Raw genomic sequence first — 25383 nt, 5'->3', positions numbered from 1 at the left:
AGCGAGCCAACAAGTTCAACCGTAAACCCGCGCTAGACACAAAAATCTACACACACCCACATTTATCGCAACAGTCGTCTTGCAAATGCTGCAGAACAAGATCAGGCAGTCAACANAGATTTTGGTGAGCGCGGGCACTGTCTCTCAGGAAAAGGAGATTGCGCGTCTTTTACGTGCCATGGACCGCTCCCGCAGAGACACGAATCGGGAGTGCTACAACGCGGACGGCACCGTTAAAGCCGCCGGAAAAAAGATTGTCTGGAAGGAATCCAAGACCTATAAGGCAACAAGGGCAAAACTTGCGGATCTGTACCGCCGCCAGGCGCAAACCCGCCGTTGCCTGCACGGCGAAGTGATTAACCAGGTGTTCGGCCGGGCCGGCACCGTCATTGTGGAGAAGAACTCATACAAAGCATTTCAGAGATCCGGATACGGCAAGAGTTTGGGCAAAAGCGGTATTGCAGGATTGATAACCCGGATGACAAGTAAGGCTGAAAGCGCCGGCTGTTGTGTGGTGAAAGTCAGTCCCCGGAAACTGCGCCTGAGTCAGCACGATCCCGAAACGGGAACGTACCGGAAGAAAGCTCTTTGGGAGAGAAGTCATCAGTTGGGAGATACGGGCTGGTACATGGACCGCGACCTTGCGGCCGCCATGAACCTGTATTTTGCGGATCCCGCCACTGACAGCTACGATCTGAAGGCTGAGCAATCAGCGCTTGCGAGGCACAAACAAGTCTCAGGGAACGCCGGATCGATAGTGCAGTACAAACCAGCGAATCGGCAAGACGAAGCAGTCCTTCGCCGGAACCGACGGATCGAGCTGATGAAGCCCGTCCCCGTAGAGCGGTTGCGTTTTAAATGTTCCTGTGGTGCAGGGGACGCCCGGGCAGACAAGGCCTCAAAAACCTTGCCTGTTACGGGAAAGCCTGCACCGTGTCAGGAAACCCCGCGCTTTCAAGCGCGGGTTGTTTAGCCTCGACCGCATTCTCGCGCGCATGCGAACTCAGAAGGCCAAAGTCTTTGATCAGACTGTTATTCCAGCCGAGATGGTCAAAGAACACAACGACATCTACAAGCTTCTCGGGATCAAGCCTGCAAAGGAATACCCAATTAAAAACCGCCCAAATGTGTAGTAACAACTTTTGGGCGGGAACTAAGGATTAAGGAACACACATGTCTTTTACTGCGCTTTACGGCGAAGACCCGGAAAGGAGTCTCTGGCGCATGCCCGCCCCCTGGGGCAGCCTTATCCTCACCGAATGCTTCGGCACGCTCTGGCAGATTGAGCCTGACTTCACGCCCTGCGAAACACCGGACGCAGCGCCCGAGGTCATCGCCCGGGCTTTTGCCGTGCTGGAGGGCTATCTCACGGCACCCGCACCGGCCGCGGCGCACGATGTCGCCCGGCTTTTTGAGCTCCCCAGACTCACAAACCTCCCGGAATTTTCCCGCTCGGTGCTGCGTACGCTGTGTGAAACCGCCCCGGGCACCGTTCTTTCCTATGCCGAAATTGCCGCCAAATGCGGCAGACCGGGCGCCGTGGCCGCGGTGAGCCGGATATTGGCCTCAAACCCCTTTCCGCTTTTGATTCCCTGCCACCGTGCGGCCGCTGCCGGCGACATCAAACGGTTTGATGTGACCGACCCCGCAACTTTTGCCCCCAAAACCTGGCTCGGACAACAAGAATTCTCACAAATCGCCGCCTGGCTCAGACTGCACGAACTCGCCTTCGCGGCATAATCGCGGAAAACCGTTTTTCTGCGGCAGGAGAGAACACTGCCGCAGCACACTGATCATGAGTAAATCCAAACACGAAAGCGCATCGCCCGCCACCGAGTGGCTCAAAAAACACAATGTGGATTTTGTTGAAATGAGCTACAACTATGTGGAGCACGGCGGCACCGCGGAAGCCAGCCGCCAGCTGGGCGTTGACCACCACCAGGTTGTGAAAACCCTCATCATGGAGGATGAGCACGCCAAGCCCCTCGTGATTCTGATGCACGGTGACTGTGAAGTCTCCACCAAAAACCTCGCGCGTCAGACGGGCCGCAAAAGCATTGCGCCCTGCAAACCCGAGCAGGCGCAGCGCAATTCCGGCTATATGGTCGGAGGCACTAGTCCCTTCGGTACGCGCAAGGTGATGCCCGTGTATGTGGAATCCACCATCGTTGACATGCCCGAGATTTACATCAACGGCGGTCGGCGCGGTTTTCTTGTGAAAATAGCAGGGCGCGTTTTGGTTGACGCCTTAAAGGCCGTGCCCGTGCATGTGGCCATCGAAGAGGGACATAAATAGTCAACTACCCCTGACTGAAGTCAGAGGCTTGGCAACAAGTCTTGGTTGACTAGCCTCAGTCCGTTTTCGGACGGACTCCGTTGGTTGGGAATCCGTTCCGTCGCAAGACGGGACGCAAACAGGCACCGCGGGATGTCGATCCTAGTCCCGCGCTCTGCGGTCTGCGGTTAAAAGCTCTGAGAGGTAGGAGCGGTGCTTCAGACAACAAACCCTTTCCAACATTGGCGAAGGATCACCACCGACCGCAAGGTCGAGCAGACGGAGCCCGTGAGGTATCCGTCAATGGAGAACACTTTGAAAGTTTTTGTGTTGAATATGCGCGGGCAACCGCTCATGCCGTGCTCCCCGCCCAAGGCGCGTAAGCTCCTTCGGGCCGGGAAGGCCGTGCCTGTGCGCCGAACGCCCTTTGTGATTCAACTGACGGTGCCGACGGGCGAAACCAAGCAGCCGATCACCTTGGGTGTGGATGCGGGCTACAAGCACGTCGGCCTGAGCGCAACGACCGCCAAGGAAGAGTTGTTGGCTTCCGAGGTCGAACTGCGGCAGGACGTGACGGGCTTGCTCTCGAATCGCTTGGCACTTCGCCGCGCCCGACGCAACCGCAAGACCCGCTGCCGTGCGCCGCGTTTTGATAATCGCGTTCGATCAAAGCACAAGGGTTGGCTTGCGCCGTCCGTGGAGAACCGCATTCAGGCGCACATATCGCGCATTGAAGCGGTTTGCCGAGTGCTTCCGATCACCAAAATCGTGATTGAAACCGCATCCTTCGACATTCAGAAGATCAAGAATCCCGAAGTCGAAGGCACGGACTATCAGCAGGGCGACCAGCTCGGATTCTGGAACGTGCGCGAGTACGTTCTTTTCCGCGACGGTCACGTTTGCCAAGCCTGCAAAGGCAGATCGAAAGATCTGATTCTCAACGTGCATCACATTGAGAGTCGGAAAACGGGAGGCGACGCGCTGGGCAACCTCATCACGCTCTGTGAGGCGTGCCACAAGGCGTATCACGCAGGCAAGTTGAAGCAGTTCAGTCCCCGGCGCGGCGCTTCTTTCAGGGCAGAGACTTTCATGGGCATCATGCGTTGGACGGTGCTCAACCGCCTGCGCGAGCGCCATCCCGAATTGCCTGTCACGAATACCTACGGGTATCTGACCAAACACAAGCGCATCGTCGCGGGCTTGCCGAAGACGCATTGCGCGGACGCTTTCTGCATTGCTGGCGTCCTCGACGCAAAACGTCGGGGCGAATACCTGTTTCAGAAACAGACGCGCCGCCACAATCGCCAGATCCACAAGCTGACGATTCTCAAAGGCGGTGTGCGCAAGCGCCATCAGGCTCCATACCTAGTGCACGGCTTCAGGCTCTTTGACAAGGTGCTGTGCAAAGGGGAAGTCGGCTTTATTTTTGGCAGACGCTCCTCGGGTGCATTCGATGTGCGCCGTCTGAACGGTACAAAGATTTCTGCCGGCATTTCCTACAAGAAACTTTCGCTTCTTGAGAAGCGAAAGATGTTTTTAACTGAACTGAGAAAGGAGGGCCGCGATTCCTCCCGCGTCTGAAGACGCGGGTTTCCTCGCGGCATTTCTATGAGCCTGCCGTTTGAGCTCATGATCGGCCTGCGCTACATGCGCGCGGGCCGCAGAGGGCGCCGCAAAGACGGCTTTATGAGTTTTATCTCCGGGATGTCGACCGCTTCCATCGCCGTGGGCGTGATGGCACTCATCATTGTGCTTTCCGTCATGAACGGCTTTCAGAAGGAAGTCCGTGACCGCATGCTCTCGGTGCTCTCGCACGTGGAGGTGGTTAGCCTCACCGGGGCCCTACCCGACTGGAAGGCGGAAGCGGCGGAACTTACCGAAGTTGACGGGGTTGCCGCCGCCGCACCCTTTGTTTCCGGCCAGGGGCTTTTCTCAGGCGGCCGCACGGTCAGAGCGTCACTTGTGCGCGGCATTGATCCCGCGGAAGAACCCAAGGTGAGTGAACTCGCGCAGACCGTCGGAAAAGAAGGGCTTGCCACGCTTACCAAAGGCAGCTTTAACATCGTTCTCGGCAAAGACCTCGCGCGTCTTCTCGGCGTGACGGTCGGAGATACCGTCACGCTCATCGTCCCCAAGGGCAATGTTTCGCCTGCGGGCTTTGTGCCGCGCATGAAGCAGATGAAGGTCAGTGCCCTTTTTTCCTCCGGGCACTATGAGTACGACAGCACAATGAGCCTCATGCATATCGATGACGCCGCCGTTTTGTACCGTACCGGGGGCCCTGCAGGCCTTCGCATCCGCACGGACGACATGCAGAACGCCCCGGCAATTGCCCGCGCTGTGTCGGCCAAACTCCCCCGCGGCCAGTACGCCACAGACTGGACGCAGCAAAACCGCACCTGGTTTGCCGCCGTGCAGGTTGAAAAGCGCATGATGGCCGTGATTCTTTTCCTTATTGTGCTTGTGGGCGCTTTCGGTCTTGTCTCCGCCCTTGTGATGACCGTGACGGAAAAGCAGACCGACATTGCGGTGCTGCGCACGCTCGGCGCCTCAAAGCGCTCGATCATGATGATCTTCATCATCGAGGGTGCCATGGTTGCGGCCGTGGGTGTCGCTGCGGGCGTAGCTTCCGGCCTTGCGATAGCCATGAACCTTGATGTGATCGTTCCGGCGATTGAATCGCTTTTGGGCACGCAGTTTCTGCCCAGGGAAATCTACTTCATCAGTCAGATGCCCTCTGATCCGAGAGCCTCAGACATCGTGCCCATTGCCGTGCTGAGCTTTATTCTGAGTCTTGCGGCGACGCTTTACCCCTCGTGGCGCGCGTCACGCACCCATCCGGCCGAGGCCCTGCGCTATGAATAGTCCCGTCCTGGTTTTAGAGCATGTCCGTAAAAGCTACGCCGAAAACGGCCGCGTGGTGCCGGTTCTCAAAGACGTCACCTTTTCCGTGGAGCGCGGCGAAACCATCGCGGTAATCGGAGCCTCGGGTTCCGGGAAAAGTACGCTGCTTCATGCTGCGGGCGGCCTTGACGGGTTTGACGCGGGCTCCATCCGCTTAGACGGCGAGGAACTGGCCGGACTAAACGGCGCTGCGCTTGACACCCTCAGAAACCGAAAGCTCGGCTTTATCTATCAGTTTCACCATCTGCTGCCGGAATTTACGGCCCTGGAAAATGCGGCGATGCCGCTTCTGATTGCCCGCGTGCCGCGGGAAAAGGCGTTTGCCAAGGCCAAAGCACTTTTGGAAAAAGTGGGCTTGGGCGAAAGGCTCGAGCACCTTCCGTCGGAACTCTCGGGGGGCGAGCGTCAGCGAACGGCGGTGGCCCGCGCCCTGGCTGCTGATCCCGTCTGCATCCTCGCCGATGAGCCGACCGGGAACCTTGACGCCGAAACCGCCGTCGCCGTTTTTGACATTCTTGCCGAAAGCGCCCGCGACTGCGGGGCTGCGGCCGTAATCGTCACGCACGACAACACGATTGCAGCACGCTGCGACCGCGTCCTGCGCCTTGTAGACGGCACGATCCGGGAGGAATGACCGCCGATGCCCGCAGGCCTTATTGACACGCACAGTCACCTCGACTGTCCGGCCTTTGATAAAGACCGGGCCGAGCTCGTTCATGAAGCCCGCACCGCCGGTGTCACCGACATTCTTGTGTGCGCCGGGTTTCCTGCGGGCTTTGAGGCGGCGCGCTCCGCCGCGCACACCTACGGCCTGCACTACGCCGCGGGAATTCATCCCCTTTTTCTCCCTGAAGAAGAGGAAACTGAAGCGGCACTCACGGCCCTTAAAGACTTTCTGAGTGCGCACGCGGACGACCCCCGTCTTGCCGCCGTGGGCGAAATCGGACTGGACGGCTATATCGAGACACCGACAGTGGCTGAGCAGCTCCCCATTTTTGCCGCTCAGCTTAAGCTTGCCGCCGAGTTTGATCTGCCTGTTTCCATACATGCCCGCCACGCCGTGGATGCCGTGAGCGCCGCAATCCGCAAAAGCGGTGTCAGACGCGGCGTCATTCACGCGTTTAACGGGTCATCTGAGCAGGCTAAGCGCCTCATTGATCTCGGCTTTAAGCTCGGTTTCGGCGGCGCACTCATGTACACCGGTTCCAAGCGCATCCGCCGCATTTTTGCTGAAATCGGCGACACGGACTTTGTGCTCGAAACCGACGCACCCGACATGCCCTCGCCCGGGCGGCGCGCCGACGCGGACAGCCGCACGCATCCCGCCGACATTGCCCTTTACTGCGAAGAAGCCGCCCGTATCCGCGGCGTGAGCCCGGAAAATCTGGCCCGTCTTGCCCGGGAGAGTGCCCTGGCCGTCTTTTCCCGCATGGCAGCCTGAAGCATCCGAAATATTTTCCGGCTCTAAGGCGCTTAACAGAGGGCGCGTCAGCGGGCTTGGGCTATGATGGAGAGATACATTCTCAAAATTTCCGTATTTCCTGCGGAAACCTGTCTTCGGAGGCATTACACATGCAGACAAACAACGTGATCGTTGCCGTCATCGGCCTGGATCAGCCCGGGGTTGTGGCCTGCGTTTCATCAGTGATGACGCGGCTTAACTGCAACATTGAACACATGACGCAGACGGCGCTGCACAATCAGTTTGCCGGCATCTACGTCGTGGACAAACCCGCGGACCTTTCCAACAATGCTCTGCAAGAGGCCCTCGAAAAAGAGACCGCAAAGAAGAAGATGAAGCTTTCCATCATCACGCGCGACATGGAAAAACCCGAGCACGAGGCCCCTGCCTCACAGCCTTTTGTGATCAGCGTTTACGGCAAGGACCGCAACGACATCGTGGGGACTTTTGCGCACATCTTCGGCGAGCAGGGCATCAATATTGAGGCACTGCGCGCTTTCCCGTTAGGGGACGGCTCCTCCATGCAGGTTTTTGAAGTGAGCATTCCCGATGACATTGACACCCGCAGCCTTCACCGCGTGATGCTTGAAAGAGCCAAAGCGATGAATCTCAACCTCACGATGCAGCACCGTGCGATCTTTGAAGCCGTGCACCGCATTGAAGCCATCTGACCCCATTAACGAGCCTTTTACCGGAAAAAGAACACCATGCTTAGTGAACGCGAGGTTTTATCCACCATCAATATGCTGCGGAGCGAACACCTTGATGTACGCACCGTCACGCTCGGCATCAACCTTTTTGACTGCGCCAGCCACGACTTTGACGTCTTTGAAGTCAAAGTCAGAAGCAAGATCCGCAAGTACGCCCGGCGCCTTGTGGAAACCTGCGACATGATCGGCGACCGCTACGGCATCCCCGTTGTCAACAAGCGCATTGCCGTGAGCCCCATCGGGACCGTGGGCGCGGGCTTCACCCGCGATCAGATGGTCCGTGCCTGTAAGGTTTTAGACGATGCCGCGGCCGACGTTGGCGTCAACTTTCTCGGCGGTTTCGGCGCTCTCGTTGAAAAGGGCATGACCCCGGGCGAGAAAAACCTCATTGAAGCGCTTCCTGAGGCGCTTGCCACAACCGAGCGCATCTGCTCGTCGATTAACGTGGGCAGCACCAAGGCCGGCATCAACATGGATGCCGTGGCTCTCATGGGTAAAACCGTGAAGGCCGTTGCCGAAGCCACTGCAGAGCGCGACGGCCTCGGCGCCGCCAAGCTCGTCGTGTTCTGCAACATTCCGCAGGACGTCCCCTTCATGGCGGGCGCCTATCTCGGCGTCGGTGAACCCGATGTGGTGATTGACGTCGGGGTCTCAGGCCCCGGCGTTGTCAACAAAGCCCTGCAGCGCGCCATTGAAGAAACCGGCCGGCGTCTGACGCTTTCTGAAATCGCTGAAGTCATCAAGCACACCGCCTACAAGGTAACGCGTGTGGGTGAATTGATCGGCCGCAACGTGGCCCGCGAAATGAATCTGCCGTTCGGTGTGGCGGATCTCTCGCTTGCACCCACGCCGGCCGTGGGCGACAGCGTGGGCGAAATCTTTCAGACGCTGGGGCTGTCTTCGATCGGAGCTCCGGGTTCAACCGCGATTCTTGCAATGCTCAATGACGCCGTGAAAAAGGGCGGCGTCTTTGCTTCCGGCAACGTGGGCGGCCTCTCCGGCGCCTTTATTCCGGTAAGCGAAGACAGCGCGATTGAAGCCGCTGCCCGCTCAGGCGCCCTCACGATGGAAAAACTCGAAGCGATGACGTGCGTGTGCTCCGTGGGCCTGGACATGATCGCCATTCCGGGCGACACGCCGGCCGACACCATCGCCGCCATGATTGCCGACGAAGCCGCAATCGGCATGATCAACAACAAAACGACGGCCGTGCGCGTGATTCCGGTCCCCGGCAAGAAAGTTGGCGACGTGGCGGTCTTCGGGGGACTCTTGGGTGAAGCAAGCATCATCCGCGTCCCGGGCGGCGACAGCTCAACTTTTGCAAACTTGGGCGGCCGCATCCCCGCACCGATTCACAGCCTTAAAAACTAAAACCGCAAAAGGCATGCACCAAAACCGGCGGCGCGGGATAATGCGCCTGCCGGTTTTTCCAACGACAGAGTTTTTGTTTCATGCAGATCGATTTCGCCAGATTTCCCGAGATTCCGCAGGGCTCGTACAGTCAGTCCACAGCGGACCCGGATGTGCTGTACGTCTTTTTTGATGAAAAACAGACCGACGGCACCGTCAAGCGCCTGGACGTGGGGGAAATCCGGCAGGGGGTCTTTACGTTTGCCTCTTCCTGGAAGGCCCATGCCGCACAGGCTGAAATCAGCGGCCGCATCAAGGACCTGGCCCGGGTTGACAATACCCCTGAGGATTCGGTCGGCATTGACATGTACGACCTCTTTTCTGAGCCCATGGCGGCGGTAAAACCCGCCGTCAGTGCGCCCGCACGGACAACTGAAAACAGCCTGCTTGACCTGCGTCCCGTTTTGGCCGCACTGTGGCTTACCGCCATGGCCGGCAAACCCGGCTGCGAAGACGCCGCCCGGTTTTTGTCCGAGCAGTCGGCGTTTCTCAGCAAACTCACGCAGACAACAAGCGAATCGGCCGCAACGGCTGAAACCATCCGCGAAGTCCTGATGCTCTTTAAGCCGGCGGCCTTTCAGCAGACATTGCTTAAAGGCCTGATGGACTGCATCCGCCCGGCTGACGGCAGCACAGCCGCCCCCCTCACCTGGCACGCCCGTGAGGCGATACTTGAGACAACGCTTTCTTTGGGCGGACTTTTCGCCTCGGGCGTGTCTCTGACCGGTACGCTTCTTGCACCGCACGTCTGCTGCAGCAAAAAGGAAGCCTCTGCGGCCCTCACCGAAGGCGCCGACTGGGTTGTTTCCGTCACGGATGGCGCCAAGCAAAAGACGCTTTCCCGCGCGTTTGAAAAAACGCCGCAAAACGCCCGGATCGCGCAGACAATTGCTGCCGGAGAGGAGCACTACAGTGCCGATCTCGTGCCCGGAAGGCTTTTCACCAAAACGCTGCAAAAAGCCTGGCCGGGGCTCTCAGAAGGCAGTCTCATTCGGCTCGTGCCGGAAGCCGATTCCAATAACGCCGTCTTCTTTTTAACGTCGCTGCCCCCGACGGCAACGACACTTTTGCGCCTCAAGGCACTTGTCAGCCGGACACCGGCTCCCGATACAACCGCTTCGGTCTTTTTCCTCTCCGAAGTTGTACGGGGTACAAACGCCGCAGCGGTATTAAACGGTGAAGCGGTTGAAAAGCTTGCCGCAGCCGTCACCCGCAACGACAACAGCCGGCGCAAAAATGCCGGCAGTGCGGTCTCATCTGCGGCCGATCTTGCAAGGCTCTACCGCGATCCCGCGGAAGCCCTGCGTGCCGCGGCGCTCTATCTGAACCTTGCTTAACCAAGGAAAAAACAAGACGGCCTTCGGGCTGTTTTTCGATTTTTAGAGTGCGTCTATTTCCACCATCAGACTGAGCATAAGCCCGCAGAACATAAGGTTTTTCAGCGCGTAAGATGCCAGGCAATCCAAGACAGCATCCGAAAAGACGAGGCCGCCCGTGCGAATTCAGAGGCGCTCGGCGCTGATAAAATAAGCGGTTACGTTCTTTTTCTGTCTCACTATTGAGGAGTAACTCAGCACCATGGCCCACGTTGTCTGTGAAGCCTGCATCGGCTGCAAACGCACCGACTGCGTTGATGTCTGCCCGGTTGACTGCTTCCGGGAAGGTCCCAACTTTCTGGTGATCGATCCCGACGAATGCATCGACTGCGCCGTGTGCGTTCCGGAATGTCCGGAAGCCGCGATCTATGCCGAAGAGGATGTTCCCGCAGATCAGCAGGAATTCATTGAGCTCAACCGTGAACTCGCCCGCCAGTGGCCTTCCATCACGCACAAGAAGCCCTATCCGGACGATGCCGATCAGTGGCGCGGAGTGAAAAACAAGCTTCAGTATCTGAAGCGTTAACCGGCGTTGCCCCTTACGCGCATCCCGGCACTTTTTCTTTGGCAGAGGCTTTAGAAATGGCTGTAATGACTACCCGTGTTGCATCGGCAGAGCATGTTGCCGACAACGTCATCCAACTGCGTCTGGTGAAACCCGAAGGCTTTACCTGGAAGACCGGTGAATTTGCCCGGGTGGGCCTGAAAATCGAAGGCGATGAGGTTTTCCGCGCTTATTCGATCGGCTCGGCTCCGGCAAGCGAAACCGTGGACTTTTATATTGCGAACGTCACGGGCGGTATTCTCTCGCCGAAACTCAATCAGATTAAAACCGGCGACTCCGTTTTAATCGACACGGAAGTGGGCGGCATGCTTCTTGCGGACCGCCTGGAAGCGGGCGGCAAAGACCTCTGGATGTTTGCTTCCGGTACCGGTGTTTCGCCGTTTCTCGCCGTTCTCTCCGATGAATCGATCACATCGCGCTTTGAACGCCTGATTCTCGTACACGGCGTGCGCACCTGGAATGAAACGGGCTACGTTTCGCGCTTGGTTAAGCGCAGTCCCAAACTTACCGTTGTTGCCTGCGTGACGCGCGAAAAAGGGGCGGCGGTAAACGAACGTATTCCCGACGCTTTGGCTGACGGCTCGCTTGAAAAGCTTGCCGGCATCACCATCGAAAAAGAACACTCCCGCGTCATGCTCTGCGGCAATCCGGGCATGGTCAAGAGTGTGCGCGAAGCCATGAAGGCCCGCGGCATTGTGAGCCCGAGAGGCGGCAAACCCGGCCAGCTTCTCGCGGAAAACTTTTGGCTTTAAGTCATAACCAACCCTCTGCGGCAGAGCTCGAAAGTCTTCTGCCGCAGACGCAGTGCCGACAGTGCGGATTTGCTGGTTGCCGCGAATACGCCGAGGCGATGCTTACGGGCACGGCCCCCGACCGTTGCCCTCCGGGCGGCGATGCCGGCGTCAAAATCCTGGCTGCCGCATTACACCGCGCTGAAACAAAACTCAATCCCGAATACGGGCACGAAGCCCCCTTTGCGTTTGCGCGCATCGATGCCGGTCGCTGCATCGGGTGCCGGCTCTGCGCCAAAATCTGCCCCGTTGACTGTATTGCGGGCGCTCCCAAGCACCTCTACGCCGTCATTGAAAGCGAATGCACGGGCTGTGCGCTTTGCCTCACGGCCTGCCCCATGGACTGCATAACACTCGTTGAGTGCGGCAAAGTCTGGAGCAAAGACGACGCCCGGGCCGCCAAAGGCCGTTATGAAGCCAAAAAAGCCAGGGCCGAGCGAAAACTGAAAAAACTCACGGAAACAGCTGAGCGCCTTGCCGTCAATAAAAAATCCCTGATGGCAGATGTTTTAAAACGCGCCGCACTGCTTCAGCAAAAATAAAAAAAATGAATAAAGAAAAACGCCGCCGGATATTTGAAATTCTCTCCGCCGAGCGGCCCGACCCCAAAAGCGAACTCAATTACACGACGCCCTTTGAATTACTGATTGCCGTGATGCTTTCAGCGCAGGCAACCGACAAGAGTGTCAATATCGCCACCGCCAAACTCTTTCCGGCGGCCAATACTGCGCATGCGATTGCCGCCTTGGGCGTCGAAGGCCTTGAGCCCTATATCCGCACGATCGGTCTGTGGCGCGCCAAAGCAAAACACATTATTGACACCTGCACGATTCTGGAAAAAGACTTTAACGGCGAAGTCCCTGCCAATTTTGATGCGCTCACGAAACTGCCCGGTGTCGGCACTAAAACCGCCAATGTAGTTTTAAATGTCGCTTTCGGTAAACCCACGATTGCCGTTGACACGCATATTTTCCGCGTCGCAAACCGTACCGGTATTGCTCCGGGAAAAACGCCGCAGGACGTGATGGAAAAACTGCTGAAAACCACGCCAAAAGAGTTTCTCACCAATGCGCACCACTGGCTTTTGCTGCACGGCCGCTACTGCTGCAAGGCAAGAAAACCCGAGTGCGGCGCCTGTCCGATTTTTGATTTGTGTGAATATCCGGAAAAAACGAAAGAGTAATTTCGTTTCGCAAAAAAGAAATTAAAAAAGTGTTTCTCCGTGATTATCTGCGTCCGTATTAATTACAATGCGGATATTCACCAAACAAACACAGGGTTATTCAAATGTCCGTTGATATTCAGGAACTGCGCAAGCTGCAGCTGCAGGAAGATCAGGTCCGTGCCAAGAAGGAATCGTTCCGTAAGGACGCCATCGATACCATTAACTGTCTTATCGCCATGTTCGGCTTTAAGCCCTCTGACCTCGATTTCGAAGGCACCTATACCCCGAAGATTCTCAAGGGTACGCGCGGCCGCAAGACAAAGACCGCTGTTGCCGACAAGCCCAAGCGCACCATTAAGCCGAAGTATGTGACCCCTGACGGCGCCTGTACCTGGACGGGCCGCGGCAAGATGCCCGTGAAGATGCGTGAACTCGTGGATGCGGGCACGCCGCTTGAATCCATGCTCATTGAAAAGACGCCCGCTGAACAGCTCTGAGCCGTCTCTCAATATTGAGTTCAAAAGCCGCCCGCGATAACCATACTGCGGGCGGTTTTGTTTTACAGATTATCCAAAACTGCCCGTATTAAGGCAGATATCCGCAATCGTTGCTCATCCGGTCTGTTTTTTGAGAAACCTCTGTTACGCTTTACCAGAATTTGAAACGCACTGCTTCAAAACGCTGCGTTATCGTTAAGCTGAGTTTGTCTGACCGATTTTTCGTGAGAAATTTTCCGCACCATGTCCGGACTTGTTGACTTCACCCGACGCCGCCTGCTGAAACTCCCCTTTGCCGCTGCCATTGCCGGCTCGGGCACGGCTGTTGCGGCAGCAACAGGTGTGCATCATGTCTCGCTTGAGCTCGGCGGCAGCTTTCAGGGCGAGCGCCTTGCGCGCATGATGGCGGAGAAAAACTACCGGGACGGTGCGTTTCACAACCTCCCCGGCGGCACCCGAGGTCCGGCTGTCGCTGAATCCCGCTGGAAAAAGATCACCAAGGCCTTTGCCGAAAAACCCGAGGGCGTCAAGCCTTCGGCGCCGGTTGCGCACCAGAAAACCGACCTCAGCAGCGTCCGTAACGGCGAAATGCTCTGGCTCGGACACTCGGCGTTTTACCTCAGAGCCGAAGGGCTTTCGATTGCCGTGGATCCGGCCCTTGCGGCCGCCTGCCCGATTCCCGGCTTTTTTGAGCCCTTTAAGGGAGCAGACGTCTACCGGGCCGAAGACATTCCGCCCTTGGACGTCCTTCTCATCACGCACGACCATTACGACCACCTCGACTACCCGACGATTGCGGCGATCAGATCACGCGTTAAGCGTGTGGTCTGTCCGCTGGGGGTGGGGGCGCACTTTGAAGCCTGGGGCTACGATCCCGAGCGGATCACGGAAACCGTCTGGTATGAGTCCGTGCGTCTTGCACCCAACCTTGAACTCACCTGCCTGCCCTCGCAGCACTTCTCCGGCCGCACGATGACGATGAACACGACGCTTTGGGCGGGCTTCATGTTCGATATCGCGGGCTACAAGCTCTACCTCTCCGGCGATGGCGGTTACGGCCCGCACTTTAAGGCCGTCAGAGACATGTTCGGGCGCATTGACTTTGCCGTACTCGAAGACGGCCAGTACAACAAGGAGTGGTCTGACATCCATCTGATGCCCGCGGATTGGAAACTGGCTCTCACGGATATCGCGCCCGCCGTTGTCATGCCCTGCCATAACGCCAAATACGCCTTAAGCCGGCACGTATGGACCGAACCCCTCACTGCAGCGCTTGACAATGCCCGCTCTGTGCGGATTCCGATCACCACGCCTCTGATCGGCTCACGCATTGCGCTTGCTGATCCCGCGGCGGCAGGTAAAATCTGGTGGCCCGAAAAACCTTGATTTCCGTCTCCCCGTGAGTTCCGATTCTTTTAACGGCGTGCGCCTTACCGTTGCTCCGATGGAAGGCCTCACCGGTTATGTGTTCCGCACCGTCCACCAATCTTTTTTCGGCGGCGCGGATGCCTACTACATTCCCTTTGTCACACCCACACAGGAGCCGCGCTTTACCGAGCGGCAGTTAAAGGACCTTGCGCCTTCAGTCAACAGGGGAATTCATTGCGTCCCTCAGCTTCTGACGCGCCGCCCGGAGGACTTTGTCTGGGCCGTGAGGGCGCTGCTTGACATGGGCTACGATGAAGTGAACCTCAACCTGGGCTGTCCCGCCGGTACCGTCGTTGCCAAAGGGAAGGGTTCGGGATTTCTGCGAACTCCTGCGGAACTTGACACATTCTTCGGTACGGTTTTTGACACGCTCGGAGACGATATTCCCGTCACGGTCAAAACACGACTCGGCTGGAGCGAAGAGTATGAGTTTGCCGATCTTGCACGGATTTATTCGCATCACCCGATTAAACGGCTGATTGTGCATGCGCGGCTTAAAACCGATCTGTATAAGGGCGATGTGAGGCTTAACGTCTTACAGGACGCTCTGCCCCTTCTTGCGATGCCCCTGGGCGTAAACGGCGACATCGTGACGGTCGCCGACCTCAAAGCCCGTCTTGCCGCCTTTCCCCGTTCCGTCGAACTCATGGTCGGGCGCTCCCTGATGGCCGATCCCGCGCTTTTCAGAAAAGCCCGCGGCGGCGAAGCGGCAACGCACGATGAGATCTTTGCCTTTACCGATGCCCTCTTGAAGGACTACACGGCGGCGTTCTCAAGCCTCAAAAACGCCGTGATGCGGTTAAAGGAATATTGGTTTTTCCAGCAGTTTCTCTTTGAAAACCCGGAAAAGCACATCAAGCGCCTCTTTAAAGCCAGGACGCCGGACGATTTCTTTGCCGCCCTTGACGCCATGAAAAACGAACTCCAGATACGGCCGGAACCCGTTTACGGCTGGCGCAAAGCGCTTGGCTGATACCCGAAAGCAACGTTGCGGAAAAACTTCTTCGAAAATAAGCAGAAATACTCATATTTGCGGATAGAATAAAAGAAAAGGACCCGCACGGGTTCGTCTCCGTTTCACTACTGCAAAAGAGGCAAACGTATGACGCTTATTATCGGATTGACCGGCGGTATCGCCAGCGGCAAAACCACAGCCACGGATGCCTTTCGTGCGCTCGGCGTCCCTGTCATTGACGCCGATGAAATTTCGCATGTCCTCACTGCCGCTCAGGGTAAAGCCCTTCCGGAAATTGCGCTTGAATTCGGCGCGGACGTGATCGGCACCAACGGCCTTAAGCGTGAACTCATGCGCGAGATCGTCTTCAGCGACCCGAAGAAAAAAGAAAAGCTTGAAGCGATTCTGCACCCGATGATCAAAAAGGAAATCTTCGAGGAACTGAAAAAGGTCAGCGGCGCAGACTATGTGATTCTGAGCATTCCGCTTTTGGTGGAAAGCGGCCGCTGGAAGGACGCCGTCGCCCGCGTCGTGGTGGTCGACGTCCCCGAAGACGAACAGATCAGCCGCCTGCGCTTTAACCGCCATATGAGCGAAGAAGAAGCACGCGCCATCATTGAGTCGCAGGCAAGCCGCAAGGAACGCCTTGCCGCTGCCGATGACGTAATCAGCAACGTGGGCACGATCGACGACCTCACCGAGGCCGTTGCCGAGCTTGACGCCAAGTACCTCGCGATGGCCCGTGCCAAAAAAGCCTAAACTGTCGGGTTTCCCATGTCCTGAGCCGGTCTTTTTAGGAAAAAGGCCGGCCCGTTTTTATCCGGAAAAAAAAACCGATGCTTGTGAAATGTCCCACGTGCAAAAAGATGCACGAGTATGACGTTAAAAGCCCCTGGAGGCCTTTTTGCAGCGAGCGCTGCAAATTAATTGACCTCGGCAAGTGGGCCGCGGGTGAATACCGCATTGAAGGGGCTCCGGGAACCGCTGACCCCGAAGCCCTTGCGGCCGAAGTGATGCGTCAGGCCGCCGAAGAGAAAAAAGACAAAGATTAAAACCGGCAGTACACGCCGTGAGCACCGGCCCTGAGGGACTCCGTCAGGGTTTCGGGCGACCCTTCCACGTAAAGTGGCAGCCGGTTGCGGTGGTGGCTCACAAGGTCCGTGCCGGGATTGACGCAGAGAGCATAGGTAACGCCGTCGGCGGCCGCTTCATCGGCTTCGGCGGCGGTTGCCGCCCAGCAGCCCGTCTCACGCAGATCAACCACGGGAAGCCCCTTTTCAGCGGCAAATTGAAGGGCCGTGTCGTCCTCAGCCAAAAAGGCTGCGCCCTTGGTATGCCGGACAAAGTCCGCGGCCTTTGTAAGCCCCGCGGAGCTTTCCGGCACCGCCAGCACCGCGGGCAGCGCAATCCGGCTGATCACAAGCGCGTCCATCGGCAGCAGCTTCATTGCGGCAAGTGTCCCGGTGTCCTCTGCCGTACACCAGCAAAACGTCTGATTTTCCAGCGCCTTGGGCGTTCCGCTGAAGGCCCAGGAACGCCGGAAGTGAAGCCTCACATAGGCGTGGGGATAGTCGTGCTCCATGACAAACCAGGGGACCGAATCCGTAATCGTCAGATCCAGCTCCTCCCGGAGTTCACGCACGAGCGCCTCGTGCACGGACTCCCCCTTTTCGAGTTTTCCGCCCGGAAATTCCCAGTAACCCGCGTAGGGTTTCCCTTCCGGACGTGATCCGAGCAAAAACTTCCCGCTCTGAGGATCAATCACAACGGCAACAGCAACTTCGGTGACAGGACGATCGGGCACTTTCACTTCCTCATGGCTTTGAGTTTTTCACTGCCCGCACGGTTACGGGCGTACTGCAGCGCCACGCGGCCGCTTCGGCCGCCGCGCTGCAGGGCAAACTGCAGGGCTTCAAGACGCACAGCTTCGCTTGTGACGACCGCCTCTTCAACGCCGAAACGGCGCAGAGCGGCAAAAACGGCAGCAAGGTACTTGTCCTGGCTGAAGGGATAGAAACTGAGCCACAGGCCGAAGCGCTCGGCAAGCGAGAGCTTTTCTTCAAGCACTTCCCCGGGATGCAGCTCCCCTTCATCGTCTAAAACCGCCTGTGCGTTGTCTGACACGGGTTCGGGCAGCAGATGCCGGCGATTACTCGTGGCGTAAACGATGAGATTGTCGCCGCCCGCGGCAACCGAGCCGTCCAATGCGGCTTTAAGCGCCTTGTAGCCTCCCTCACCGAGTTCAAAGGAGAGATCATCGCAAAAGAGAATAAAGCGCTCGGGGCGGCGCGCCGTGATCCGCACGATATCGGCAAGATCTCTGAGATCATCCTTATCGATTTCAATGAGCCGCAGCCCCTCATCGTAAAAACGCGTCAGGCACCCGCGGATCAGCGAACTTTTCCCCGTACCGCGTGCGCCTGTAAGTAGCACGTTGTTGGCGGGAAGCCCCTTTACAAACTGCTCGGTGTTGGCCAAAAGTTCCGCCTTCTGTCCCTCGATATAAAGCAGATCATCGAGCTCGACGCGGGCGAATTTCTCCACGGGTTCAAGCCGCCCCACCGTGGTGCCCAGGCACGTGCGGCGCACCCAGCGGAAAGCCGGTCGTGTCCAGTCGGTTTCATCTTCAGCCGCAGGGAGCACCGCCTTAAGGCGCGTGAGCACCTCGCCGAAGAGTTTTTCGTTTTCTGGCGTCATGCTTAACTGCGGTAATCGGCGTTGATCGTCACGTACTCGTGGGAGAGGTCCGTGGTCCAGACGGTTTCCGAAGCCACGCCTCTGCCCAAATCAATGCGCACCGTGATTTCAGGCTGCGCCATCACGCGCACACCGTCTTCTTCACGGTAGCCTGCAGCACGGCCCCCATGCTCGGCAACGAGCACGTCATCGAGCCAAAGCGTCACTTTGGAGCTGTCAAGGTCCTCGACACGGCTGTTGCCCACAGCAGCAAGAATACGTCCGAGGTTGGGGTCCGAGGCAAAAAACGCGGTCTTCACCAGCGGCGAATGCGCCACGGCGTAGCAGACCTGGAGGGCTTCGGCTTCGCTTTTAGCACCCTGCACCTGCACCGTAATAAATTTCGTGGCCCCTTCACCGTCACGGATCATGGACTGAGCAAGATGCCGCGCCACCACGCAGAGCGCTTCGGTAACGGCGTCAATCCGGGGATCATCGGCACTCGTGATCGGTTCCATCTTGGCTTTGCCGGTGGCAATCACCACAAAGCTGTCGTTGGTGGAAGTGTCGCCGTCCACCGTGATGCGGTTGTAGCTCTTGTCGGCGACGCGCTTGACGATCAGGGGAAGAACCTCCGCGCTGATTGCGGCGTCGGTGGCAATGAAGCCGAGCATTGTGGCCATACGCGGCTCAATCATGCCTGCGCCTTTACTGATGCCGGTTACCGTGATGCGGGCAAATTCGAGGAACGCTTTGGTGGAAAAAGCCTTGCAGACGGTATCCGTGGTCATGATGGCTTCCGCGGCCTCAAGCCAGTTGTCCGGTGCAAGATCCGCATACGCCTCGGGTAACCCCTTGATGAGGCGCTCCACGGGAAGCTGCTCCATGATGACGCCCGTGCTGAAGGGAAGCACTGCGTCTGTGCCGCAGCCCACAAGTTCCGCGGCCTTCTCACAGGTCTTTTCAGCGTTCATAAGGCCCGTCTCACCGGTACCGGCGTTGGCGATGCCGGTATTGACGACAATGGCGCGCACGGCATTGGTTTTCGCCAGATGCGCGCGGCAAACCTGCACCGGGGCTGCCGCAAAACGGTTCCGGGTAAAGACTCCTGCGACGGTCGAACCTTCAGCAAGACGCACAAGCAGCAGATCCCGGCGGCCGGGCTTACGGATGCCGGCGCGGGCGGTACCGAGTTCCACCCCTTCCACAGGGAAAATCATCCGGGGGTCCGGGCTCTTTAAATTAACTGCCATGACTGTCTCTCCGATTCTTTTTTAACTGGCAAAAATAACGGCGCCGAAAACACCGTTGCGCAAAGGGTCATCATAACCCGATGCACGGTGTTTTTCGGCGCCGCAGACTACCGCAGCCGAAGTTTTTGGATTACTTAAGCCGCCCGTGGCAGTCCTTGTACTTCTTGCCCGAGCCGCAGGGGCACGGATCGTTGCGGCCCACGTGCGAGAAGTCGATCGCTTCTTCGTGTTTGGCCGTGGCGGCTTGCGCGCGCTGCGCACCCATCTCTTCACTGCGTTCGGTCGCAGCCTGTGCTTCCTCAGGCATCTGAATCTGCACGTTCATGAGCACGCGGCAGAGCTGCTCGCGCACGTTATCCAGAAGCGACTCAAACATCGAGAAGGCTTCGCGCTTGTATTCCTGCTTGGGCTGCTTCTGGGCGTAACCGCGCAGGTAAATCCCCTGTCGCAGGGCATCGAGCGCCGTGATGTGCTGACGCCAGGTGGCGTCCAGAACCTGCAGAAGCACGTTGCGGGCAAAACCGGCCCAGGCTTCGTGGCCGACCAGCTCTTCCTTACCCTTTTCAATGGCATCGGCCGTCTCAAGGAGTTTCTTCAGAAGGTCTTCATCGGTGACGCTGTTGTCTTTTTCCAGCATCTCCTGCATCGGGATGTCAATGCCCCAGTTGGTTTTAAGCTGAGAGGTGAGTCCCTTGAGGTCCCACTGCTCTTCAACGGTATCCGCGGGCACAAAGCTTCTGAAGAGATCCGTGAAGTAGCCTTCCCGCAGGCTGTTGATCATGTCGCTGACGTCCTTACTCTCAAGGATTTCGTTTCGCAGGCGGTAGATCTCCTTGCGCTGATCGTTCTGGACGTCGTCAAATTCGAGCAGCTGCTTGCGGATATCGTAGTTGCGGCCTTCAACCTTACGCTGCGCGCTTTCAATCATGCGCGAGAGCATCTTGGATTCAATCGCCACGCCGTGCTCGAGCTTTAAGCGGTCCGCGATTGCCTTCATGCGGTCGCCGCCGAAGATTCTGAGCAACTGATCTTCCATCGAAAGATAGAAGACAGAGCTGCCCGGGTCACCCTGACGGCCCGAACGGCCGCGCAGCTGGTTGTCGATACGGCGGGATTCATGGCGTTCGCTGCCGATGATGCGCAGCCCCCCGGCCGCCACCACAGCGTCATGAAGTTTCTGCCAGTCGGCCTTAAGGGCCTCGATGCGCTTTTCCTTTTCTTCAGGCGAGAGCGTTTCGTCGGCACGGATTTCATCGATGTGCTTGTTGATGCCGCCGCCCAGAACGATATCGGTACCGCGCCCTGCCATGTTGGTGGCAATCGTCACGGCGCCGGGACGTCCGGCTTCAAGCACAACCTGTGCTTCACGTTCGTGCTGCTTGGCGTTTAACACATTGTGCGCAATACCCTCTTTGGTGAGGCGGTTGCTTAAGAGTTCCGAAATTTCAATGGAAGTCGTACCGACCAGGACCGGCTGACCGCGCTTGACGCAGTCCTTGACGTCGTCAACGATGGCCTGGTACTTCTCTTCGGTGGTGCGGAAAACCTTGTCCTGCGCATCCTGACGGATCATCTTGCGGTGCGTGGGCACCACCACGGTTTCCAGACCGTAAATATCCTGGAATTCGTAGGCTTCCGTATCGGCCGTACCCGTCATACCCGCAAGTTTCTTGTACATGCGGAAGTAGTTCTGGAACGTGATGGAAGCCATCGTCTGGTTTTCCTGCTGGATCTTGACGCCTTCCTTGGCTTCCACGGCCTGATGCAGACCGTCGGACCAGCGGCGGCCGGGCATTAAGCGGCCGGTGAATTCGTCGACGATGATGACTTCGCCGTTTTGCACTACGTACTGCTGATCACGCTGGAAAAGCGTATGGGCTCTGAGCGACGCATTGAGGTGGTGCAGCAGAATAATGTTCTGGGGCGAATAAAGGCTCGTGCCGTCCTTGATGAGTCCCTTTTCGGTAAGGATCTTTTCAAGGTGCGCGTGGCCGGCTTCAGAGAGATAAACCTGATGGGCCTTTTCATCCACCCAATAGTCCCCTTCAGCCTTTTCATCGGCCTGACGCTTTAAAAGCGGCGGGATTTCGTTGATCTGACGATAGAGATCCGTGTTGTCGTCAGCTGCACCCGAAATGATGAGGGGCGTACGGGCCTCATCAATGAGAATCGAGTCGACTTCGTCGACGATCGCGTAATTGAGCCCTCTCTGACGGCGGTTGGCGACGTCATACTCCATGTTGTCGCGCAGGTAGTCAAAGCCGAACTCGTTGTTGGTGCCGTAGGTGATGTCGGCGGCGTAGGCGGCCTTTTTGTGTTCCGTATCCTGCTGCGAGAGAATCGTTCCGACGCTCATGCCGAGGAAGTTGTAAAGGCGTCCCATCCAGGCGGCGTCGCGGCTTGCGAGGTAGTCGTTCACGGTCACGACGTGAACGCCCAGCCCCGGCAGGGCGTTGAGGTACACCGCAAGCGTTGCGGTGAGAGTCTTCCCTTCACCGGTGCGCATTTCGGCAATCTTGCCGTCGTTTAACACCATGGCGCCGATCAACTGCACGTCAAAGTGGCGCATTCCGAGCACACGGGTACTTGCTTCACGCACCACGGCAAAGGCTTCAGGCAACAGTGCCTGCAGATCCTCACCCTTAGCCAAGCGTTCGCGGAATTCAACGGTCTTGTGCTTGAGCTCATCGTCCGTGAGCTTTTCCATCTCCGGCCCGAGCTTATTGATGGCAGCGCACTTCTTGCGGTACTGCCGGATCAACCGGTCGTTGCGGCTGCCGAAAATCTTGGTGAGAATCGAATCAAACATAGTTATCCAGTCAAAGAACCCGGCGGTGTTTTTTTTGGGAAGCGCCGGTTCCTTAAAAATGCGGACGGCACAAAGCCCTCCGCCCAAAAGAAATAACGGCTATTATCGCACAGCAAACCCCTTATTTTCGGACAAAAATGTGCCCGTTTCCTTCACGGAAAAGGGCTCACGAGCGCCTTATCCCCGCCATGTATTACAAAAAAGCACCGCGCCGCGGCAAATTCAGAACTTTTGCACAGATCACTTTTGCCGCCGGTGAAGAGCAAAGCGTGGCCGAACAGTTAAAAGACGCCCGCAAAGCCGCCCGCGCCGTGGCAGGCGAAACCGCCAAAATGCGGCTCGGCCTGGACTTTTCCGACATCGCCAACATCCGCGTGACGCCCGAAAAAATCACACTGCTTGTGAAAACCGCGATCCAGCAAAACCGCCTGCGGCAACTGCTGCCCCGCATTACGGCTGCTCTCGGGCGCGCGGGCTTTATTGCCCCCGTGGACATCAAAATCCGTCCGGTCACAGACCACATCCGCTTAAGAACCCGCACCGTTGAGACGAATCCCCGCACCATGTCGGAGACGGCGCTTTCAGCAGTTGAAGAAAAGGCCGGCTCGATGAACGAGTCGGCCTTAAAAGACGCCTTACTGTCGCTTGCCCGGGCCATGCGTAAAAAGCAGGCCGGCCCAGCTGCATAACGGTCTACACCGCTGTCGCGGCAGGCTCAAACGCGGAAGTCGCCACCATAAAGGGGCGGTCTTTCTCTGGCACCGTCACAAATTCCCAGGCTTCGCTGTCAGCTAAAAGCTCCCGCAACAGCCTGTTGTTGATGGCGTGGCCGGACTTATAGGCACTGTACTTTGCAAGCAGCTGATGGCCGAGCACATAAAGGTCGCCCATCGCATCGAGAATCTTGTGCTTTACAAATTCGTCGGGAGAGCGCAGTCCGCCGACGTTGAGCACCCGGAACTCATCCATCACAATCGCGTTTTCCAGCGTGCCGCCCTGCGCAAGACCCATTGAGCGGAGCATTTCAACGTCAGAAACGAAACCGAAGGTACGCGCACGGCTCACGCTCTGCTCGTAGGTTTCCTTGGAAAAGTCCACCACCGCACGCTGCACGGTGTTGTCAATCGCGGGGTGGCCGAAATGGATGCTGAAGTCGAGGATAAAGCCGTTGTGGGGCTCGAGTTTGGCCCACTTGTCGCCGTCGTGCACTTCAACCGTCTTTTTCACGCGCACAAACTTCTTGGGCGCATTCTGTTCAATCACACCCGCCGAGCGGATGAGATAAACGAAGGTGGCGCCCGAGCCGTCCATCACAGGAATCTCAGGCGCGTCCACATCCACGTAGACGTTGTCGATTCCGAGGCCGTTTAACGCGCTCATCAGGTGTTCGATCGTCGAAATGATGATCTTGCCTTCGTTTAAGGTCGTCGCCATGCGCGTGTCGTTCACGCTTGTGGGGCGCGCAGGCAGTTCAACCGGCGGCGTCAGATCCACGCGGCGGAAGATGATACCCGTGTCAGGAGCGGCCGGCCGCATCTCGAGTTTGACACGACGCCCCGAATGCAGGCCGATGCCGACGGCCGTGACCGTGCGGCGCAGAGTGCATTGTTTGAGCATGTTTTTTAACGGTGACGGATAAATGTCGGAACACTCACAAAGGGCGTGGCGGAAACCTCACTTTGCTGCGGCTTATCCTGCGGCGCCGTGCGGGCCCAGTCGTCCGACAGATGCTGCTGCGGCTGCGGCGCCGGCTGATGCACGGTCTGCGGCTGCTGCAGAGCCGGATCATTTGTCTGCGGTGCAAACTGCGGCTGCGCGGCGGGCGCGCTCTGGGGCTCGCGCACGGGCTGCGTGTAGCCGTAACCGAACGTCTGCTGAATCGGCGCCTGAGGCACAGCCTGCTGCGCAGGGGCCTGGCCGAACGCAGGCTGCGAGAAGACCTGGGGACCTCTGCCGTAAATGCTGCTACCCAAACCGCCCTGACCGGCTTCGGGCGTATGACGTCCCGTATCGTCGTCAAGACCCGTTGCGACCACCGTCACACGCAGCTCATCGCCCATGTCGTTATCGAAGGCCGTGCCGATAATCTGGTTGGCGTCGCGGCTCACGAAGTTCTTCATGACGCTCATCACTTCGCGGATTTCGGGATTGGTCATCGTTTCAGCCGAAGCCGTCACATAAACGAGAAGGCCGCGGGCACCCTGAAGGTTTGCTCCTTCCAGAAGCGGGCAGGCAATCGCCTTTTCCGCTGCTTCACGGGCGCGGTCCGGACCGCTTGCGGTTGCCGTACCCATCATAGCCGTGCCGCGTTCACTCATCACGGTACGCAGGTCTTCGAAGTCAACATTGATGATGCCGGGCGTATGAATGATCTCGGCAATACCGTTACAGGCCTTGTAAAGCACATCGTCTGCGGCGGCAAAGCAGTCAACCATCGTGGCCTGACCGCCCACTTCGTCTTCGAGCTTGTCGTTGAGAATCACGATGAGGCTGTCGACCTTGTCCTTAAGGTTTTCAATGCCGGCCTGCGCCTGGCGCATACGGCGGGAACCTTCAAACTCAAAGGGCTTGGTGACGACCGCAACCGTGAGAATGCCGAGCTCTTTGGCAATCTCGGCAATCACGGGAGCCGCACCGGTTCCGGTGCCGCCGCCCATGCCGGCCGTGATAAAGAGAAGATGCGTACCCTCAAGCGCCTCACGGATCTTGTCGGCGGCTTCCTGTGCGGCCATGGCACCCACTTCGGGTTTGGCGCCCGCACCGAGCCCGGTCTTACCGAGCGGAATCACGATGTTGGCCCGGGAGCGGCTCAGCGCCTGCTTATCCGTGTTGGCAGCAATAAACGTAATTCCCTGAGCCTGATTGTCGATCATGTGCTCAACGGCATTGCCGCCGCCACCGCCGACACCGATGACTTTGATGCAGGCATCGAAATGATTGGGCTGTTCCGTAATGGCCTCAAACGACATGGCTATCCTTTTTACCGGCGGGCCGATATCTCGTCCCGCCCAAATATTTGACTACCGGTAGTCTGCCGCCCATTGCGCTAAAAAATCACGCATGCAGGCGGCAGTCAAAATTCGTGCGCATTATTGTAGAGCCTTTTT

Annotated in this window: 24 protein-coding genes and 1 pseudogene; 19 read left to right on the top strand and 6 right to left on the bottom strand. The window is 57.8% G+C overall.

Annotated elements, in window-relative coordinates; all coding sequences use genetic code 11:
- Window positions 1-1173 precede the first annotated feature (1173 nt).
- From BQ7486_RS09405 to BQ7486_RS09320, 18 genes are all read left to right on the top strand, one after another.
- Window positions 1174-1740 carry a methylated-DNA--[protein]-cysteine S-methyltransferase gene (locus tag BQ7486_RS09405; protein ID WP_074009823.1) on the top strand — a complete coding sequence of 189 codons (567 nt, stop codon included), beginning with the start codon at window positions 1174-1176 and terminating at the stop codon, window positions 1738-1740.
- A gap of 55 nt (window positions 1741-1795) precedes the next feature.
- On the top strand, window positions 1796-2296 hold the full coding sequence (locus BQ7486_RS09400; protein ID WP_022372422.1) for an aminoacyl-tRNA deacylase: 501 nt from the start codon (window positions 1796-1798) through the stop codon (window positions 2294-2296).
- 282 nt (window positions 2297-2578) lie between these two features.
- A complete protein-coding gene (iscB, locus tag BQ7486_RS09395) occupies window positions 2579-3856 on the top strand; it encodes an RNA-guided endonuclease IscB (protein WP_204207015.1) in 1278 nt (425 codons plus the stop codon).
- Window positions 3857-3883: 27 nt separating this feature from the next.
- Window positions 3884-5140 carry a lipoprotein-releasing ABC transporter permease subunit gene (locus tag BQ7486_RS09390; RefSeq protein WP_074009821.1) on the top strand — a complete coding sequence of 419 codons (1257 nt, stop codon included), beginning with the start codon at window positions 3884-3886 and terminating at the stop codon, window positions 5138-5140.
- On the top strand, window positions 5133-5813 hold the full coding sequence (locus tag BQ7486_RS09385) for an ABC transporter ATP-binding protein (protein ID WP_074009820.1): 681 nt from the start codon (window positions 5133-5135) through the stop codon (window positions 5811-5813). The genes BQ7486_RS09390 and BQ7486_RS09385 overlap by 8 nt, the downstream gene beginning before the upstream one ends.
- Before the next feature lie 6 nt (window positions 5814-5819).
- Window positions 5820-6620, top strand: coding sequence for a TatD family hydrolase (locus tag BQ7486_RS09380; protein WP_074009819.1), 801 nt, complete (start codon window positions 5820-5822; stop codon window positions 6618-6620).
- 131 nt (window positions 6621-6751) lie between these two features.
- Window positions 6752-7312 (top strand): glycine cleavage system transcriptional repressor, encoded by a 561-nt coding sequence (locus BQ7486_RS09375; protein WP_022373032.1) that lies wholly within the window; start codon window positions 6752-6754, stop codon window positions 7310-7312.
- Window positions 7313-7348: 36 nt separating this feature from the next.
- On the top strand, window positions 7349-8722 hold the full coding sequence (locus BQ7486_RS09370; RefSeq protein WP_022373033.1) for a PFL family protein: 1374 nt from the start codon (window positions 7349-7351) through the stop codon (window positions 8720-8722).
- A gap of 80 nt (window positions 8723-8802) precedes the next feature.
- Window positions 8803-10098, top strand: a complete 1296-nt coding sequence (locus tag BQ7486_RS09365; RefSeq protein WP_074009818.1) for a hypothetical protein — start codon at window positions 8803-8805, stop codon at window positions 10096-10098.
- 241 nt (window positions 10099-10339) lie between these two features.
- Entirely contained in the window at window positions 10340-10663 is a 324-nt protein-coding gene (fdxA, locus tag BQ7486_RS09360) for a ferredoxin FdxA (RefSeq protein WP_074009817.1), read from the top strand.
- A 65-nt stretch (window positions 10664-10728) separates the two neighbouring features.
- On the top strand, window positions 10729-11454 hold the full coding sequence (locus tag BQ7486_RS09355; protein WP_204207014.1) for a ferredoxin--NADP reductase: 726 nt from the start codon (window positions 10729-10731) through the stop codon (window positions 11452-11454).
- On the top strand, window positions 11445-12035 hold the full coding sequence (locus tag BQ7486_RS09350) for an RnfABCDGE type electron transport complex subunit B (RefSeq protein ID WP_022373036.1): 591 nt from the start codon (window positions 11445-11447) through the stop codon (window positions 12033-12035). Before BQ7486_RS09355 ends, BQ7486_RS09350 begins: the two co-directional genes overlap by 10 nt.
- Before the next feature lie 5 nt (window positions 12036-12040).
- Complete coding sequence (nth, locus tag BQ7486_RS09345; protein WP_074009815.1) at window positions 12041-12676, top strand: endonuclease III; 636 nt, start codon at window positions 12041-12043, stop codon at window positions 12674-12676.
- A gap of 104 nt (window positions 12677-12780) precedes the next feature.
- Window positions 12781-13155 (top strand): H-NS histone family protein, encoded by a 375-nt coding sequence (locus tag BQ7486_RS09340; protein ID WP_022373829.1) that lies wholly within the window; start codon window positions 12781-12783, stop codon window positions 13153-13155.
- A gap of 243 nt (window positions 13156-13398) precedes the next feature.
- Window positions 13399-14541, top strand: a complete 1143-nt coding sequence (locus BQ7486_RS09335; protein ID WP_074009814.1) for an MBL fold metallo-hydrolase — start codon at window positions 13399-13401, stop codon at window positions 14539-14541.
- 13 nt (window positions 14542-14554) lie between these two features.
- Window positions 14555-15556, top strand: a complete 1002-nt coding sequence (locus tag BQ7486_RS09330; RefSeq protein WP_235836781.1) for a tRNA dihydrouridine synthase — start codon at window positions 14555-14557, stop codon at window positions 15554-15556.
- A 129-nt stretch (window positions 15557-15685) separates the two neighbouring features.
- On the top strand, window positions 15686-16297 hold the full coding sequence (gene coaE / locus BQ7486_RS09325) for a dephospho-CoA kinase (protein ID WP_074009813.1): 612 nt from the start codon (window positions 15686-15688) through the stop codon (window positions 16295-16297).
- A 77-nt stretch (window positions 16298-16374) separates the two neighbouring features.
- Window positions 16375-16590: a DNA gyrase inhibitor YacG gene (locus BQ7486_RS09320; protein ID WP_074009812.1), complete on the top strand. Its 216-nt coding sequence runs from the start codon at window positions 16375-16377 to the stop codon at window positions 16588-16590.
- A 350-nt stretch (window positions 16591-16940) separates the two neighbouring features.
- On the opposite strand, the pseudogene BQ7486_RS12530 reads toward BQ7486_RS09320, so the two are convergent.
- From BQ7486_RS12530 to secA, 4 genes and pseudogenes are all read right to left on the bottom strand, one after another.
- Window positions 16941-17348: pseudogene (locus BQ7486_RS12530) on the bottom strand (NUDIX domain-containing protein); the annotation flags it as partial.
- Window positions 17345-18235 (bottom strand): ATP-binding protein, encoded by an 891-nt coding sequence (locus tag BQ7486_RS09310; RefSeq protein WP_022373835.1) that lies wholly within the window; start codon window positions 18233-18235, stop codon window positions 17345-17347. The gene BQ7486_RS09310 and the pseudogene BQ7486_RS12530, both read right to left, overlap by 4 nt.
- Before the next feature lie 2 nt (window positions 18236-18237).
- Window positions 18238-19467, bottom strand: a complete 1230-nt coding sequence (gene argJ, locus BQ7486_RS09305) for a bifunctional glutamate N-acetyltransferase/amino-acid acetyltransferase ArgJ (protein WP_074009810.1) — start codon at window positions 19465-19467, stop codon at window positions 18238-18240.
- A gap of 130 nt (window positions 19468-19597) precedes the next feature.
- Window positions 19598-22276 (bottom strand): preprotein translocase subunit SecA, encoded by a 2679-nt coding sequence (gene secA, locus BQ7486_RS09300; RefSeq protein WP_074010119.1) that lies wholly within the window; start codon window positions 22274-22276, stop codon window positions 19598-19600.
- A 269-nt stretch (window positions 22277-22545) separates the two neighbouring features.
- On the opposite strand from secA, the gene BQ7486_RS09295 reads away from it, so the two are divergent.
- Window positions 22546-22965: a hypothetical protein gene (locus tag BQ7486_RS09295; RefSeq protein WP_143183131.1), complete on the top strand. Its 420-nt coding sequence runs from the start codon at window positions 22546-22548 to the stop codon at window positions 22963-22965.
- 4 nt (window positions 22966-22969) lie between these two features.
- On the opposite strand, the gene lpxC is transcribed toward BQ7486_RS09295, so the two are convergent.
- The gene (gene lpxC / locus BQ7486_RS09290) at window positions 22970-23893 is read right to left on the bottom strand and encodes a UDP-3-O-acyl-N-acetylglucosamine deacetylase (RefSeq protein ID WP_022373839.1); all 924 of its coding nucleotides are present in this window, start codon (window positions 23891-23893) and stop codon (window positions 22970-22972) included.
- 5 nt (window positions 23894-23898) lie between these two features.
- A complete protein-coding gene (gene ftsZ / locus BQ7486_RS09285; protein WP_084765876.1) occupies window positions 23899-25245 on the bottom strand; it encodes a cell division protein FtsZ in 1347 nt (448 codons plus the stop codon).
- Window positions 25246-25383 lie beyond the last annotated feature (138 nt).

Source organism: Duodenibacillus massiliensis, from assembly GCF_900128485.1.
Taxonomy (GTDB): Bacteria; Pseudomonadota; Gammaproteobacteria; order Burkholderiales; family Burkholderiaceae_F; genus Duodenibacillus; species Duodenibacillus massiliensis.
The sequence above is the reverse complement of the archived record's forward strand: the minus strand, read 5'-3'. Positions and strand labels throughout refer to the sequence as shown.